We start from the raw sequence: 14,759 nt of genomic DNA on the forward strand, positions 1-14,759 counted from the left end.
CTTCTATCCAGAGCTCTCTGGCATTCTTGATCTCTATGGCGACACCGAAGAGGCCATTCCTAGTATCGGCCACCTGCGCCCGCGCTATGTAGAAGGGCTCACCAATGACAGCGTCAACTGGCTGACCTCTGTTTCCTTACCGCTGTATGCCTCACCCGGCGGCGCGCACTGGGGCTGGATTCACCAAGGGTATCTAGTTCAGGGCGAGACTGCTTTTGCCATTGGCCGCGACGCTGGCTTTGCCATGGTCAAGCCCTACGAGAATCTGTACACCTTTCCTATTCTCCAGATCCGAGACGACGGCTGGTTTCAAGTGCAGTACACTACTGGCGGCAGCGCCTGGGCCCATACCTCACAGCTAGAAATAGGCGACATGCCGCTGGTCATCGAGCGATGGGAGCTATTGCTAAGTTCGCAGCCAGCGCTGTATTTCCTAGAACGAACTGAAGCTCAAGCGTTGCGATCGCAGCCTCAAGAAGCGCCCAACATGCTCAGCTTTGTTGCCCCAGACAGCCTGATCGAGCCGCTTAGCATCGTCGGCGACTGGATGCGCGTCAAGGTCACCCGCCCCACTTCCCTTTGCAAACCTCTAACAGGTTCGACCGTCACCGAAGGCTGGATGCGCTGGAGAGGAGAAGCCGATGAATCTCTAGTCTGGTACAGCCCGGACGGCACCTGCCAGCAGAGCAGATAATCGCTCTTAACCCAGGTTCTAATCGGCCTTTATCCCTCGCCAGAATTCTTAAGATTTCCTAATTTTTCGATCGTTTTTTGCCGTACAATCACTTAAGTGCTAAGCGTCGAATTTCTCTACTAGATCAGTCGCTTTCGCTATTAGGCCGCGCTGTTGTAGTAGGCATTTCCACTTATGTCGATTGGTTATCTTGCACTTGTCCTCCACGCTCATCTTCCCTTCGTTCGTCATCCCGAGAGCGACTTTGTCCTAGAAGAAGAGTGGCTATTCGAGGCCATCACAGAAACCTACGTCCCCTTACTCACCATGTTTGAGGGACTCAAGCGAGACGGCATCGACTTTAAGCTAACGATGAGCATGACGCCACCGCTAGCCGCTATGCTGCGAGACCCCCTCCTGCAAGAGCGCTACGACGTTCATCTCACCCAGCTAGAAGAGCTTCTAGAAAAAGAGATAGAACGCAACGAATACAACGGCCACATTAAATATCTAGCCGAATACTACGCCAAAGAATTTGCCCATGTTCGCGAAGTTTGGGAGAGCTACAACGGCGATCTAACCAAAGGCTTTCGCAAGTTTCTAGAAAGCGGCAATCTCGACATCATGACCTGCGGGGCCACTCACGGCTATCTACCGCTGATGAAGATGTATCCCGAAGCGGTCTGGGCTCAGATAGAAGTCGCCTGCCAGAGCCACGAAGAGATCTTTGGACAGCGACCTTCAGGCATTTGGCTGCCAGAATGTGCCTACTACGAAGGGCTAGAACGAATGCTAGCTGACGCTGGCCTACGCTACTTTCTAACAGACGGTCACGGCATTTTGTACGCTCGCCCCCGGCCCCGCTACGGTGCCTATGCGCCTATCTATACCGAAGCAGGTGTCGCCGCCTTTGGCCGCGATCACGAATCCTCTCAGCAGGTATGGTCTTCCAAAGTCGGCTATCCAGGCGCTGCAGAATATCGGGAGTTCTACCGCGATCTAGGGTGGGATGCCGACTATGAGTACATCAAGCCCTACATCATGCCCAACGGCCAAAGAAAGAATGTAGGCATCAAATACCACAAAATTACCGGTAAAGAGGTAGGCGGATCTGATAAAGCCTGGTACGACCCTTACTGGGCCAAGGAAAAAGCCGCTGAGCATGCGGGCAACTTTTCCTACAACCGCGAGCGTCAAATTGAGGGTCTGCACAGCATGATTCAGCGCAAGCCGATCGTCGTTTCACCCTACGACGCAGAGCTATACGGCCACTGGTGGTACGAAGGTCCCTGGTTCTTAGACTACGTGTTCCGCAAAAGCTGGTACGACCAGGGCACCTACGAGATGACCCACCTAGCGGACTATCTCAGAAGTAATCCGACTCAGCAAGTCGCGCGTCCCTCCCAGTCTAGCTGGGGCTACAAGGGCTTCCATGAGTATTGGCTAAACGAGACCAATGCTTGGATATATCCGCATTTACACAAAGCAGCCGAGCGCATGATCGACCTGTCTAGACGCGAACCTGCAGACGAGCTGCAGTGGCGGGCGTTAAACCAAGCAGCCCGTGAGCTACTGCTAGCACAATCATCTGACTGGGCCTTTATCATGCGGACAGGCACGATGGTGCCCTATGCGGTGCGTCGAACCAGAGCTCATCTAATGCGATTCAACAAGCTATGGGAAGATATTCGCGCCGAGAAAGTAGACGCAGGCTGGCTAGAAAAAGTAGAAGAAATTGACAATATTTTCCCGAATATCAACTATCGCACCTACCGTCCGCTGTAGAACCAATGCTGCAGAATCGCTGCTACCAGAACCAACATCACCAAACCAATGTAGTTAACTTTCCTTACATCGCTTATAATATCTTTAGATAAAGTAGAGAAAAGTATCGTCAAGCAGTTATGGAAAACGAAACAAAGCTTGTCCCCGTAGAGTCTAATACCGCCTCTACTGCGCTCAACAGTAAGACCCTAGGCGTCAGCGCCACTCAATATTACAAGCCAGAGCCTCGTCTAGGGTTTACCCCTTACGCCGAGCTTTGGAATGGACGCCTAGCAATGGTCGGATTTTTCGTTGCACTTATTTTCGAGCTTTTATCAGCTCACGTTTTCTAGACAGTTTTATTCAAGATCCAATTGACAGCTAGCCTCAAGCGCCTCCTAAGCAATATCTGGTGGTGCTTGAGGCTTTACTCGTTGTGAAAGTCGACGGTGGAACATCTTCCTCATATCCTCGCGGCGTACCTCCACAGCCTGATCGCGCGCCTCAGTCTCTAGAAAAATCAGGCTATCTACCGGACTGATAGAAGGTAGCTGAAACAGGAGCTGTGCAAGGGGCACAGGCACTGCCATTAGATCGGGATTGCTAGCAGCCAGCTTATCTCCAGCGGCGCTGCTCAGCGAAGCATAGGCATAGATTACTCGCTTCGGCTGAGTCGGGTTGTCCTTGTGGGCAATAGTTGCCTGCAGCCACTGTCTATTTACTGTTTGCAAAATGTAGTACTCCAGATGCTGAAGCTGGCGGGCAACATTACGAATAACAGGCGAAACAGCCTGAATTGCCTCCTTGAGATTTGCTTCTGGTGGAGCGTTCTCGATCAAGCTCTGTAGCTGCTGGTCAATAGTCATAAAAAAGCAGTCATAGAAAAGGCGTCAGACAATCGTATCTAATCAAATTTAATACTTATGTAAAAATCCGGTCAGCCTATCTAGAAGAATGTTTAGAAGTTGGAGCGATCTGTCTATTCTCATACCTGGTGCTTACTCATCTACAGATCTTGATTATTAGCCAGCGATCTGAGCTCGCTAACCCAATAGAGATCTCGCCGAAAGGTCAACCGTCAGGGATACCAGTGTAGCTAGTAGTGAAAACGCTTTTTGAACGACTTTCTCAAAAGCTTAGCGAGCAAACTAACGCTTCGATTCGACACTGCAGTGAAGTTGCTAGGCGAATTGAAAAGGAAGCACGCCGCGTCTGCGCCGAAAGCCAGCGGATTCAGAACTCCGGTGACATAGAAGGCTGGGCCAGCAACTTAGCTGATATTAGGCTGACACAGTGCCTAAAATACGCCAAGCTAGGCTCGACCGGAGGCCGGATAGAGCTGCACAGTAGCTTGAGTGCGATCATCTATCGCTACATGACACCACCGCAGGTTCAATCTAGCTACCAGGCTCGCATTGCGCTGATAGAAGACTTTCTGCAAAACTTCTACGCCGAAAGCATCAATGCTTTTAGACGAGAGAACGAAGTCACTGCTACCTACCAGCCGCGATCTTTACTAGAGCTAGCAGAATATATGGCGTTCACAGAGCGCTATGCTAAGCGGCGAATTCACTTTTCTAGAGGTCGCAGTCAGCAGTTGATTATCCTGCGGACGCAAACCTTCTCAAAACAGCAGCCGCCAGAAACAGCAGTAGACATTCAGCAGACTGTAGAAGGGACAGAGACAGAGCACGGTCGCACAGCCCCTTTACAGCGCTTGCGTGAGGAGCTGGTGACGGATGAGACTAGCAACGAGGGAGAAGAAACAGTCAGAAACCAGGTAGTTGAGCAGCTAATGGACTACCTCATAGAAAAAGGCCAGCAGGACTGCGCTGACTATTTCAGCTTGCGTTTGAACGATCTGCCCACCCATGAGATAGAGGACATCTTGCAAATCACGCCGCGAGAACGAGACTACTTGCAGCAGCGATTCAAATATCACTTACTAAAATTTTCTTTCGCACATGATTGGGAGCTAGTTCATGAATGGCTAGGGGCAGAATTATGGAAGAATCTGGGCCTCACCCCTTGTCAGTGGACACATTTTCAAACCGAGATGAATCCAGTTCAAGCTAAGATTCTGACACTGAAGCAGCAGCGTCAGAGCGACCAGGAAATTTCTAAACAGTTGAACATCACAGCCACTCAGCTAAGAAAGCAGTGGTCTAACCTATTAGAAAAAGCTTGGGACATTCGGAACGTGTAAAAACTCATCCCTGAATTTTGTCCGGACTGGCATATTGGCATATGAATATTGACTCAGATAGTGATCAGGAACAGGCTTCTATGGCCACCACGAGTCTTTGACCCGATCTTTTCTATGCCATCCAGAAATCTGCCATCCAGAAATTGCACTACATCCATCAGCTAACTTATCTTCAAGCCTGTTCGCTTAAAGTCAGAGCTGATACAACGTCTAGTAAGCCTATCGACCAGCAGGGGAAAAGCTAAGTTCACTCGTTTAGCCTCAATTCAACTTCGGAGAAATCCACGCTGTGCAAGAACGTTTTCATCTTCTAATCAAACGACGTCTGATGTCGGAGTACGAGAAAGCGCCCCCTCTTTTCCCTTGGGAATCAGAGCTGCGCGAATACCCAGCCGAGATTGCAGAGTCCGTCAGCGCAGATTATGCAGCTACAGCTGACAACGCGATCGCGCGCCTTTGGAATCAGCACCTGAGCTCAATGAAGGTGCCTGGGCTATTACCTGCGCCTGTGCTCAGTGCTTTGTTTGAGCGCTGCCAAGATATTGTCCTATCACCGCTCAAGCAGGGAATTCAGCTAGTGCGTGCGGTTGAATCCTTCTTTCCAGCTCAGGGCAATATGCTAGAGCCCATTGCTAATATCGTATTGGTGCCCGCCTACCGCTCTGATAGCGAGACGCAAACCGCCGTGCTAGCCCAAATTACCCAGCTAGCAGATGACTATGAGGCTGCTAGCCCAGAGCAGCAAATTGCGCTGTTGATGATGGCAGCTCAAGAAATGTTAGGTGCGACAACGCTATCGCTATCTGAGCAAGCGCCCGTCGACAGCAGAGAGTGGATCACTGCCCACGGGATGCTGAGACTATCGGCTAAGTACACAGCGGATGCTGATAGCCAGCTCATAGTTACAGCGACGCTACCAGAAGCAGGGCAGGTGAAACTGTGGGACGGTAGTACACAAAAGCAAGCGCTGTGCTCACAGCCTGATTCGCTAGAGCTGAGCTGGGACAAGCTCGACCCCCAGAAAACTTATTTACTCGAAGTCTCCTTGGCATCTGAGGAAACAGCGCTCAAGTTTGTAGTCAAATTGGAAGAGCCGCTGGAAACGGCCTTTGCCATCACCTAGTTTTGTGACCAGTGTTTCTATGACTGATGCCTTGCAACTGGCGCTTTCGTGGCTGGTGCTTTCACGGTTGGCATGTCGAGACTGATATCAATCTGGCCTATTGCGATCACGCTACACAGGTAATTGCTGCAAGGTCCGAGCGGGCAATTAGAAATAGGAACAACACCTGCCTTGTCAAGGTCTGCTTCGATACGTTGGAGCAGACTTTTTTGTAGCGCTTTTCCAAAGGGAAGGCATGGATAGCTGTGATCGCCTATGAAATTCACTCGCTGGCCATTAGCGTCAATCTGGCTTCAGTATTATTGCTAGCCATTGTCAGCATCTGTCTACATATTGGCTACGAGTCGCGCCTTTCAACCATGAAAGGCGTATCGCTTCCGCCTGAAGTAGCGTTACAATTGTTGACCAAAACGAGTACTTCCTCAAGTGCTTATTGCGATGTCACCAAACAGAATTACACTTCAAAAATAGTGCTCAAAAGATAGTGCTCACACTTGTCCCCTTCAAAGTCCGTATCCTTTAACAACCGTTTGCCATGACGTCTCAAACCCTAATGCCCACCGCTTCATCAGTTTCTCCCGCATCAGATTCAACATCAGAAAAGTCAAATTTTCAATCAGCAGAATTTGACCAAAACGTGATGGCGACCTACGCTCGCTTTCCGATTGCAATGGAGCGTGGACAAGGCTGCCGTCTGTGGGATCTAGAAGGGCATGAATATCTCGATTTTGTGGCAGGTATTGCGACCTGTGCGCTGGGTCACTCTCATCCGGCCATGCTAGAGGCAGGAAAGGCACAGCTACAAAAGCTTCAGCACGTGTCGAATCTGTATTACATTCCCGAGCAGGGGGCGCTGGCCCAGTGGCTCACTGAGCATTCTTGCGCCGATCGGGTGTTTTTCTGTAACTCAGGCGCAGAAGCTAACGAAGGGGCGATTAAGCTGGCTCGCAAGTACGGACACACCGAGCTGGGCATAGAAGCGCCGATTGTGATTACGGCAAAATCTAGCTTTCATGGCAGAACCCTCGCCACCGTCACCGCGACTGGTCAGCCCAAGTACCAGAAGAACTTCAACCCGCTGATGCCAGGGTTTTACTACGTGCCGTACAACGATATTGACGCTTTGAAAACGGCGATAGAAACGCTAGATGCCGATCAGCGTCAGGTGGCGGCGGTGATGCTAGAGCCAATGCAGGGAGAAGGCGGCGTCTGCCCTGGCAATCCGGTGTATTTCAAACAGGTGCGTCAGCTTTGCGATCAGCTAGGAATTTTACTGATTCTAGATGAGGTGCAGGTGGGCATGGGTCGCACGGGCAATCTGTGGGGCTATCAGACGGTGGGCGTGGAGCCTGACGTCTTTACTTCTGCTAAGGCACTCGGCGGGGGCATTCCGATTGGCGCAATTTTGACCAAGCATCACTGTGACGTGCTGCGCCCCGGAGAGCATGGCAGTACATTCGGCGGCAATCCCTTTGCCTGTGGAGTAGCGATGGCGGTATGTCAGACGCTAGAACAAGAGAATGTGCTAGAGAATGTGCGATCGCGTGGCACGCAGCTTAGAAAAGGACTCAAGGCGATCGCCAGCAAATATCCTGAACTGTGCCAAGGCGTTCGAGGCTGGGGCTTGATCAACGGCCTGGTTCTCAATCCAGATAGCGGCATTGCGGCAATCGATATTGTCAAAGCCGCCCTCGACCAAGGACTTTTGATCCTTCCAGCCGGAACCCAAGTGGTACGCCTGGTTCCACCGCTTATCGTTAGCGAAGCTGAAGTGGATAAAGCGTTGAGCCTACTAAATAAGACATTAGCCGGATTTTCTAAGTAATTAAGTTCTTTAGCGACTTTCCCTCGCGCCAGTCTCTGGTGCAGCGTTAAGGGTTCAAAGCCTTAGCCAGTCTCCAGCAACGCCCCCTGATGCACCGTCAAAATCTGCGACTCCTTCAGCCATTTAGCATCAAAAGCACCTAGATGCGTGGTGGTAATCAGGGTTTGAAATCGATCTTCAATCGTTTCTAGCAGTTGATTTTGACGCTTTAGATCTAGTTCAGCCAAAACGTCGTCTAGTAACAGCAGCGGTGGTTCGCCAATCACCGCTTCAATCAGCTCTAGTTCTGCCAGCTTCAAGGCTAGAACTAGCGTTCTTTGCTGCCCTTGCGATCCGTACTGACGAGCAGGCGTGTGATTAATTGAAAAGTCAATATCGTCTCGATGGGGGCCTGCTAGCGAGGTGCGCTGATGATATTCGGCGATCGCCCGCGACCTGATCTTTTCAAAGAAAGCTTGCTGAATATAGTCAGGATCGTCATGCTTTTTATCTTCTGGCGAATCCTCTGCCAAACTATCTTTCAATAGCGGCGCTTCTTCTGTAGACACGCTTACGGTAGGCGTGTCGGTCGAGATATTCGGCTGGTACGTGATCGTTAACTGCTCTGTATCGCCGCTGATAGCCTGGTGCCAGGATTTAGCCAGAGGAATCAGGCGCTGCAATCCTCGTGATCGCCGCCTGATCACTCTCGTCCCAGCAGCGACAAGCTGAGCATCCCACAGTGCCATTTGCGTCGCGTCGAGAGGCCAGCTATTTTCTTCATCCGTATGCTGCTTGATAAAGGCGTTGCGCTGCTTTAGCACCTGATTATACTGCTGCAAAATGTAGGCGTAGACAGGTTCTAGCTGCGTCAACAGCGTATCTATCCAGTTGCGGCGCTCACCCGGTCCGCCCCGCACCAGATCGATGTCTAGACTAGAGAATTGAACTGCGTTGAGAGAGCCGAGAAAATCTTGTTGCCGCTTAAGCGTTTCACCATTGAGGACAGTAGCTCTGCGCCCGCCGTTGCGTAGGACTAGATTAAGTTCACTAGGGGCAAGCTCTTTTTGAAGCTGGGCCTTGATGTGGGCGATTCTTTCGCCTTCTCGGACGAGATCGCGATCGCGACTCGTTCGATGAGATTTTAAGGTTGCTAGCAACTCCACCGCTTCTAGCAAGTTAGATTTTCCCTGAGCGTTATCTCCTAGCAGAATCGTCTTAGGTGCGTTAAAAGCTACAGATTGGCTGCTGTAGTTGCGAAAGTTCTGCAAATAGAGGTGCTTGAGGAACATGCTGTTCAGTTTAGAGTAAGCAGGAATGGCAAAGCCAAAAGATGCGCGATGAAATGATTGGGAGTTTCAAAGAATTGATAGAAGCATTAGAACGTTGGGGCATCACAGGATGGTTTGATCCTTGGTTGGGATTCTGGGGTTTGCTATTCGCCAGTTGCATTGCCAACTTAGATTTTCACAGGCGCTTTCAAAGCTCCATACGCAGCGCCCCTCGGCTCGATCTACTAGAAGACCTACCCACAAAGCTGCCGAGCGTAAGTGTAATTATTCCGGCTTACAACGAAGAAGAAAACATCGCGGGGTGCATGGAATCAGTACTGGCAAATGCTCTACCCGATGGAGCCCAGATGCGGCTGATTGTGGCGGATGACGAGTCGAACGATCGCACCCGAACGACCGCAGACAAGATCGCTAAAAATGACGGTCGAGTGAAGGTGCTCACCGTGCCACCGCGTCCGACTGATCAGCCTTGGCGCGGCAAAAACTGGGCCTGTGTGCAGGCGGCTAAGGAAGTGGAAGACAGCGAGTATATCTTGTTTATCGATGCAGATGTCCGGCTGAATGCGGATGCGATCGCCTGCGCCTTGACTAACGCTCAAACATACAATAGCGATCTACTCAGTTGCGCCCCTAAGCTGGTTTGCGGATGCTTTTCAGAGTGGCTAGTTCAGCCGCTGATGGCGCTACTGATTGCAGTCGGGTTTAGCTTTGAAGGCGTCAACGACCCAAAGCAGCAAGATAAGGCGGCAGCAGCAGGACCCTTCATGCTGTTTCGCGCAGCCGCATATAAAGAAATTGGTGGACATGCAGCCGTTGCCACCATTGCAGTAGAAGATTTTGAGCTCGCGAAGGTAATCAAAGCGAGTGGCTTTAATCTACGCTACGTCCTAGGTACTGAGGCGGTGAGCGTTCGCATGTATCGTTCGTTCGCAGGTCTTTGGGAAGGGTGGACAAAGAATTTCTACACTGCTGGAGGACGCAATCCGTTCTTAGCAGTAGCCTCTTCCGTGGCGATCGCGCTCCTTTTTGTGGTGCCCTGGCTTGGCATTGTGATCAGTCTATTCGGACTTGCTTTGGATGCGCCGGCTGCTAGCATCGCCCTTGTACTTTCGATTTTGGCGGTAACGATTCAGCTATTTATGCGACTGGCAGCGGCTAGGGCCATTGGTGAACCGCATAAATATCTGTATTTAGGTTGGCTAGGAGGAGGGCTTATTAGCGCGATCGCCATCGTTTCAATGATTAAAACAGAGACCGGTTGGGGGTGGACTTGGAAAGGGCGATCGCTCGCTACAAAGGCGTCTCCGATGGCCGGAACTTAGCAAAAAATTCCGTAGCGAATTTTATCGTTATTTGGGCCTTAGAAATATCTCAACCCCCTTGCAGCAAACCGGACAGCCGGTGCTACAATACTCAAGCGAAAGCGATGGGGTGTCGCCAAGTGGTAAGGCAGCGGGTTTTGGTCTCGCCATTCCTAGGTTCGAATCCTAGCACCCCAGCTCGAAGCTAAAAGCTGTTCCTACTATTAGTTGGGGCGGCTTTTGTGCTTTGTATGCCCTCCGTTGGTAGATCTCCCGTCTAGCGCCATGAGCCCAAAAGAAGTGCTAGCTAGAGCGCGCTATATTAAGTGGAGATTTGCGGCGAAAGCACAGGCATAGATGGCAGGCACACGAGCTAACAGTACAACAATGCAGTATTCTGCAGCAGTTATGCGGCGAGCGGAAAGGGCCGTGCGGTGCTCTCCATTTTATCTAAAGCTGCTGGCGGCGATGCGTGATCGCAGCGTCAGCGTACCTACCATCGCCGAAGACAGCGGCGCGCTCAAAGGCTATACCCAGCAGCCACTTTCCGACGTTGCCACCGAAAGAGAACTGATGTGGCTAGCCTCGGTTGGCATCCTGCGACGAGAGGTCGATGGTCAGGGGCTCACGGATAGCTTTCGTCTCACCCCTTTAGGCCGCCAGCTCGTAGAGAAATGGCAGGATAACGGCGATGCAGAGAAGCGGGCCTCTCTCGCTGATTTCCTTAAGAATGCTGTAGTTCGGTGGTTAAGGCTACCAGACTGGCTGATTTGACACTATATGCCATTTAGGCCCATACATATTCACCGCAGGCGATAGTCACTGAGGCGGCTACTTTGACGTACCAAATTGACCAAGTTTGGGTAAGGTGAGGGATGTACAAACAGACAAGGGGCACAACTTGTGAAGTCAATAATGGTAGTGGGTACGACCTCCCACGCAGGTAAATCCATGCTAGTGACTGCCCTTTGCCGCATTTTGAGTCGTAAGGGCTGGCGAGTTTCTCCGTTCAAGGGCCAGAATATGGCGCTAAACTCGTACGTCAGCACGACCGGAGCCGAAATTGGCTACGCCCAGGCAGTACAGGCATGGGCAGCAGGGGTCTCACCCCAAGCGGAAATGAATCCTATCTTGCTCAAGCCGCAGGGAAACCAGACTTCACAGGTCATCCTCAAAGGGCGAGCAATTGGCACCACAACAGCGCAGAGATACTACGAGGAATTTTTTAGTGCTGGCTGGCAGGCCATTCAAGAGAGCATTGCCCGGCTGAGCCAGGAATTTGACCTGCTAATCTGCGAAGGCGCTGGCAGCCCGGCTGAAATCAACTTAAAGCACCGTGATCTGGCCAACATGCGAATAGCGTCCTATCTGAAGGCCCCAACCGTGCTGATTGCAGATATTGAGCGCGGTGGCGTCTTTGCCCATATTGTCGGCACCTTGGAGCTGTTAGAACCAGACGAAAGAGCGCTGATAAAAGGTATCGTCATCAACAAATTTCGGGGTCAGCGCTCTATCCTCCAGCCAGGAATCGACTGGCTAGAAGAGCGTACGGGCATTCCAGTCATTGGCGTTATTCCCTGGATTGACGAGGCTTTTCCAGCAGAAGATTCGCTCTCCTTACTAGAGCGGCCCACGACCAAATCTCAATCTGAAATCACAGTGGCGGTGATTCGACTGCCACGCATCTCTAACTTTACCGATTTCGATGCGCTAGAAGCCGAGCCTTCGGTCACCGTTAAATACCTATCACCGCGAGACCCGCTGGGCTATCCAGATGCGGTAATTTTGCCAGGAACTAAAACGACGATTGCCGACCTGCTGATCTTGCAGCAGACCGGGATGGCGGAAGCGCTGAGAAACTATGCAGCGGCGGGGGGTACGGTCATGGGCATCTGCGGTGGATTTCAGATCATGGGGCAGATGCTGGCTGACCCCGAAGGATTAGAAGGTCAAGAAGGTCGCTTCAACGGACTAGGATTATTGCCGCTGCGGACAGTGATCACCAGCCAAAAAGTAGCCAGACAGCGGACAGTGACGTCTAAATATCCCCAAGAAGGGCTACCCGTGATCGGCTATGAAATTCATCAGGGACGAACTCAGCTAGTGATGTCTTCAGGAGAAGACGGCGAAAATACCTTTATGCCTATCTTTGACGATCGCGGTTTAGGCATTGTTGATAGTGAGCAGTCGGTGTGGGGCACTTATCTACACGGCATTTTTGATAACGGACCTTGGCGGCGAGCGTGGCTAAATCGGCTGCGGCAGCAGCGTGGCCTGGGCTCTATGCCGACAGGAATCGCTAATTACCGAGAACAGCGCGACAGTCTACTCACTAGCCTAGCCGTCACGATCGAAGAGTATATTGACTTATCACCCATCATAGGTAAAGAGACAGGTGTAGAGACTAAGAAATCACTGTAGAAACTGGTTTCAGGCAATTTGCACTTAAAACTTGCGCTCCATACCCTGCCGAACCCTGCCAGCTTCCACCGCGATTCGCCTGCCAACTATAAAAAGTGGCGGATATCGTCTAGGCTTTTATTGACTATTTTAGGTAGACGTGTGGCCATTAGCTCGGTTGTCTTTTTATCTTTGGCGGGCCTATTTTCGGGCATTCTAGCGGGTTTCTTAGGAATTGGTGGCGGTACGCTGCTAGTACCTGTTTTACTCCAGCTAGGCTTCGAGAGCCATGCGGCAACCGCGACTAGCAGCCTGGCGATTCTGGTGACTTCTACAGCGGGCAGCGTCCAGAACTGGCGGATGGGCTATCTAAAGCCTAGACAGATTTTGCTATTAGGGATACCGGCTGCGATCGCCGGGTTCATCGCCGCTTTACTAGTAGATGGCATTCCTCAATACTGGCAGCTCATCGGATTTGGCCTGCTAATGCTAAGCAACCTGTACCTGGTATCACTCAAAAAGCGAGTGATTCAAAAGGCGCAGTTTCGCGAGTCTAGAGCAGCGATCGGTCCTGCAATCAATCCAGGCATCGCTCGGACAGTCACAGGTACAGTTGCTGGGTTTATGGCCGGGCTCTTTGGCGTCGGCGGCGGCGTCATCTTGGTACCGCTACAGATTTTGCTGCTAGGTGAGAGCATTAAAACAGCAGTTCGAACTAGCCTCGGCGTGATTGTGATTACCTCTATCTCTGTCTGCATCGGTCACGCCATCCAGGGCAACATTCGTCTGGCCGAAGGACTGATTCTAGGCGTCGGCGGTTTAGTCGGCGTACAGATTAGCACTCGATTCCTACCAAAGCTGAGCGACAATACGGTGACTCAGCTATTTAGAGCGCTGCTGGTTGTCTTGTCTATCTACACGTTCTGGAAGGCATGGTCAATCTATACAGTAGGCGGTGCCTAGCGCTGATTTCAGGCTTCGCAGATCTTTCGCGCTAAAGCAATATCAAAATATTGAGCGTCGCCCACGTCTCCAGAGATCATCTTAAATGGCGCGTCAGGTTCACCCAAATCGCTAATGACTAGCGTCGCTTTTGAAAAGTCTTGAGTGTGTGTGTAGTCATTGACAGTGATGATGGTCTTGAGGCCAGTCTGAGTCGCTGAGAGCAGACCGTTATTAGTATCTTCAAAGCCAAGGCAGTTTTCGGGCGGCAAGTTCAGGTGGTCTAGCGCGTATTCAAACACATCAGGAGCAGGCTTTTTGTGAGGGACCATATCGCCTGCGGCAATTACTTCAAACCAGTTTAGACTCTCTACACCAAGCGTATTAGCGAGCAGCGCCTGGACGTTAGCGGGCGTGGTGGTAGTAGCGATCGCCAGTCTCACATCTTGCGCTCTAGCCTCATTGAGCAATCGTTCTACGCCAGGTCGCAAAGGGATTCGGCCCTCTATGGCGTACTGCGTGTAGTACTTCGTCTTGGTGGCGTGCAATGACCGGATGAATTCAGTGAGATCGCTAAATCCAGCTGGCAAGACAAAATCCGGCTTAGACTCGATAAAGGCGCGAATGCGCTCCTTACCGCCCGAGACTTCTAGCAGCTCTCCATAGCGCTCTGTGGACCAGTGCCAATCTAGCCCAGCATCGGCAAAGGCTTGGTTAAACGCAGGTCTGTGTCCGTCGCGTTCGGTCTCGGCTAGAGTGCCATCCACATCGAAGATCAGTGCTTTGAGTTCGGCCACGCAATCGCTCCTAATAAAACAAGTCCGGCCTGATTTTACCGTCAAACAATGAAGGAACCTATCCCCTGGAGAATTCGCTTTCACGCAGGCTTTCACTAAAAGTGAGTACCTGTTTAGTGCGGGCGAAAACCGAGGGCTGAGCGGAGTCGTAGAGCTTTGCTCTTCTCGCAGAGTAGCCCGGCTGTGTTTTGACTAACGCCTTCGGAGACGCTCCGCGAACGACTCCGCTCAGTCAGCGAACCCTCTGCTTTCTCGTATGTTGACGCTAAACAGCTACAAAAGTGAACGCATATTGCACCGATAGTCAAAATAGTCACGATTGCTGTTAAAGCCGAGATCTGATGGGCTATTTTTATCCCCCCCTATCGCATAGAAAGTAAAAAATATCGATGGTAATATCTTTCTTGCTTCTAGCGAGATAGATATGGAAATTTCTGGCGTGGGTGCATCTGACAGC

Annotated in this window: 14 protein-coding genes and 1 tRNA gene; 11 read left to right on the forward strand and 4 right to left on the reverse strand. The window is 51.2% G+C overall.

What is annotated here, in order from left to right; translation table 11 throughout:
- From IQ256_RS25110 to IQ256_RS25120, 3 genes are all read left to right on the forward strand, one after another.
- A partial coding sequence (locus IQ256_RS25110) for a hypothetical protein (protein WP_193858432.1) occupies nucleotides 1–694 on the forward strand: 694 nt, incomplete at its 5' end.
- A 174-nt stretch (nucleotides 695–868) separates the two neighbouring features.
- Complete coding sequence (locus IQ256_RS25115; RefSeq protein WP_193858433.1) at nucleotides 869–2,458, forward strand: glycoside hydrolase family 57 protein; 1,590 nt, start codon at nucleotides 869–871, stop codon at nucleotides 2,456–2,458.
- Between the two features lie 119 nt (nucleotides 2,459–2,577).
- Entirely contained in the window at nucleotides 2,578–2,790 is a 213-nt protein-coding gene (locus IQ256_RS25120; RefSeq protein ID WP_193858434.1) for a chlorophyll a/b-binding protein, read from the forward strand.
- Between the two features lie 45 nt (nucleotides 2,791–2,835).
- Here IQ256_RS25120 and IQ256_RS25125 read toward each other — a convergent pair whose 3' ends face one another.
- Complete coding sequence (locus IQ256_RS25125; RefSeq protein WP_193858435.1) at nucleotides 2,836–3,303, reverse strand: hypothetical protein; 468 nt, start codon at nucleotides 3,301–3,303, stop codon at nucleotides 2,836–2,838.
- A 236-nt stretch (nucleotides 3,304–3,539) separates the two neighbouring features.
- Here IQ256_RS25125 and hetZ point away from each other — a divergent pair, with 236 nt between their 5' ends.
- The 3 genes from hetZ to IQ256_RS25140 all read left to right on the forward strand — a co-directional run bounded on the left by hetZ (nucleotide 3,540) and on the right by IQ256_RS25140 (nucleotide 7,591).
- A complete protein-coding gene (hetZ, locus tag IQ256_RS25130; protein WP_193858439.1) occupies nucleotides 3,540–4,643 on the forward strand; it encodes a heterocyst differentiation protein HetZ in 1,104 nt (367 codons plus the stop codon).
- A gap of 289 nt (nucleotides 4,644–4,932) precedes the next feature.
- Nucleotides 4,933–5,766 (forward strand): hypothetical protein, encoded by an 834-nt coding sequence (locus IQ256_RS25135; RefSeq protein WP_193858441.1) that lies wholly within the window; start codon nucleotides 4,933–4,935, stop codon nucleotides 5,764–5,766.
- A 535-nt stretch (nucleotides 5,767–6,301) separates the two neighbouring features.
- Nucleotides 6,302–7,591: an aspartate aminotransferase family protein gene (locus IQ256_RS25140; RefSeq protein ID WP_193858442.1), complete on the forward strand. Its 1,290-nt coding sequence runs from the start codon at nucleotides 6,302–6,304 to the stop codon at nucleotides 7,589–7,591.
- Nucleotides 7,592–7,653: 62 nt separating this feature from the next.
- Here IQ256_RS25140 and IQ256_RS25145 read toward each other — a convergent pair whose 3' ends face one another.
- The gene (locus tag IQ256_RS25145; RefSeq protein ID WP_193858444.1) at nucleotides 7,654–8,862 is read right to left on the reverse strand and encodes a DNA replication/repair protein RecF; all 1,209 of its coding nucleotides are present in this window, start codon (nucleotides 8,860–8,862) and stop codon (nucleotides 7,654–7,656) included.
- A gap of 53 nt (nucleotides 8,863–8,915) precedes the next feature.
- Here IQ256_RS25145 and IQ256_RS25150 point away from each other — a divergent pair, with 53 nt between their 5' ends.
- The 5 genes from IQ256_RS25150 (at nucleotide 8,916) to IQ256_RS25170 (ending at nucleotide 13,526) form a co-directional block, all read left to right on the forward strand.
- A complete protein-coding gene (locus tag IQ256_RS25150) occupies nucleotides 8,916–10,184 on the forward strand; it encodes a glycosyltransferase family 2 protein (RefSeq protein ID WP_228025257.1) in 1,269 nt (422 codons plus the stop codon).
- A 105-nt stretch (nucleotides 10,185–10,289) separates the two neighbouring features.
- A tRNA-Gln gene (locus IQ256_RS25155) sits at nucleotides 10,290–10,361 on the forward strand.
- A 189-nt stretch (nucleotides 10,362–10,550) separates the two neighbouring features.
- Entirely contained in the window at nucleotides 10,551–10,937 is a 387-nt protein-coding gene (locus IQ256_RS25160) for an Npun_F0494 family protein (RefSeq protein ID WP_228025258.1), read from the forward strand.
- Between the two features lie 129 nt (nucleotides 10,938–11,066).
- A complete protein-coding gene (cobQ, locus tag IQ256_RS25165; RefSeq protein ID WP_193858449.1) occupies nucleotides 11,067–12,584 on the forward strand; it encodes a cobyric acid synthase CobQ in 1,518 nt (505 codons plus the stop codon).
- A 141-nt stretch (nucleotides 12,585–12,725) separates the two neighbouring features.
- Nucleotides 12,726–13,526: a sulfite exporter TauE/SafE family protein gene (locus IQ256_RS25170; protein ID WP_193858450.1), complete on the forward strand. Its 801-nt coding sequence runs from the start codon at nucleotides 12,726–12,728 to the stop codon at nucleotides 13,524–13,526.
- An 8-nt stretch (nucleotides 13,527–13,534) separates the two neighbouring features.
- Here IQ256_RS25170 and IQ256_RS25175 read toward each other — a convergent pair whose 3' ends face one another.
- Complete coding sequence (locus IQ256_RS25175; RefSeq protein WP_193858451.1) at nucleotides 13,535–14,302, reverse strand: HAD family hydrolase; 768 nt, start codon at nucleotides 14,300–14,302, stop codon at nucleotides 13,535–13,537.
- Between the two features lie 273 nt (nucleotides 14,303–14,575).
- The coding region (locus IQ256_RS29845) for a hypothetical protein (RefSeq protein WP_228025259.1) at nucleotides 14,576–14,759 on the reverse strand (184 nt) is incomplete at its 5' end.

This window comes from cf. Phormidesmis sp. LEGE 11477, from assembly GCF_015207105.1.
GTDB lineage: Bacteria > Cyanobacteriota > Cyanobacteriia > Phormidesmidales > Phormidesmidaceae > Phormidesmis.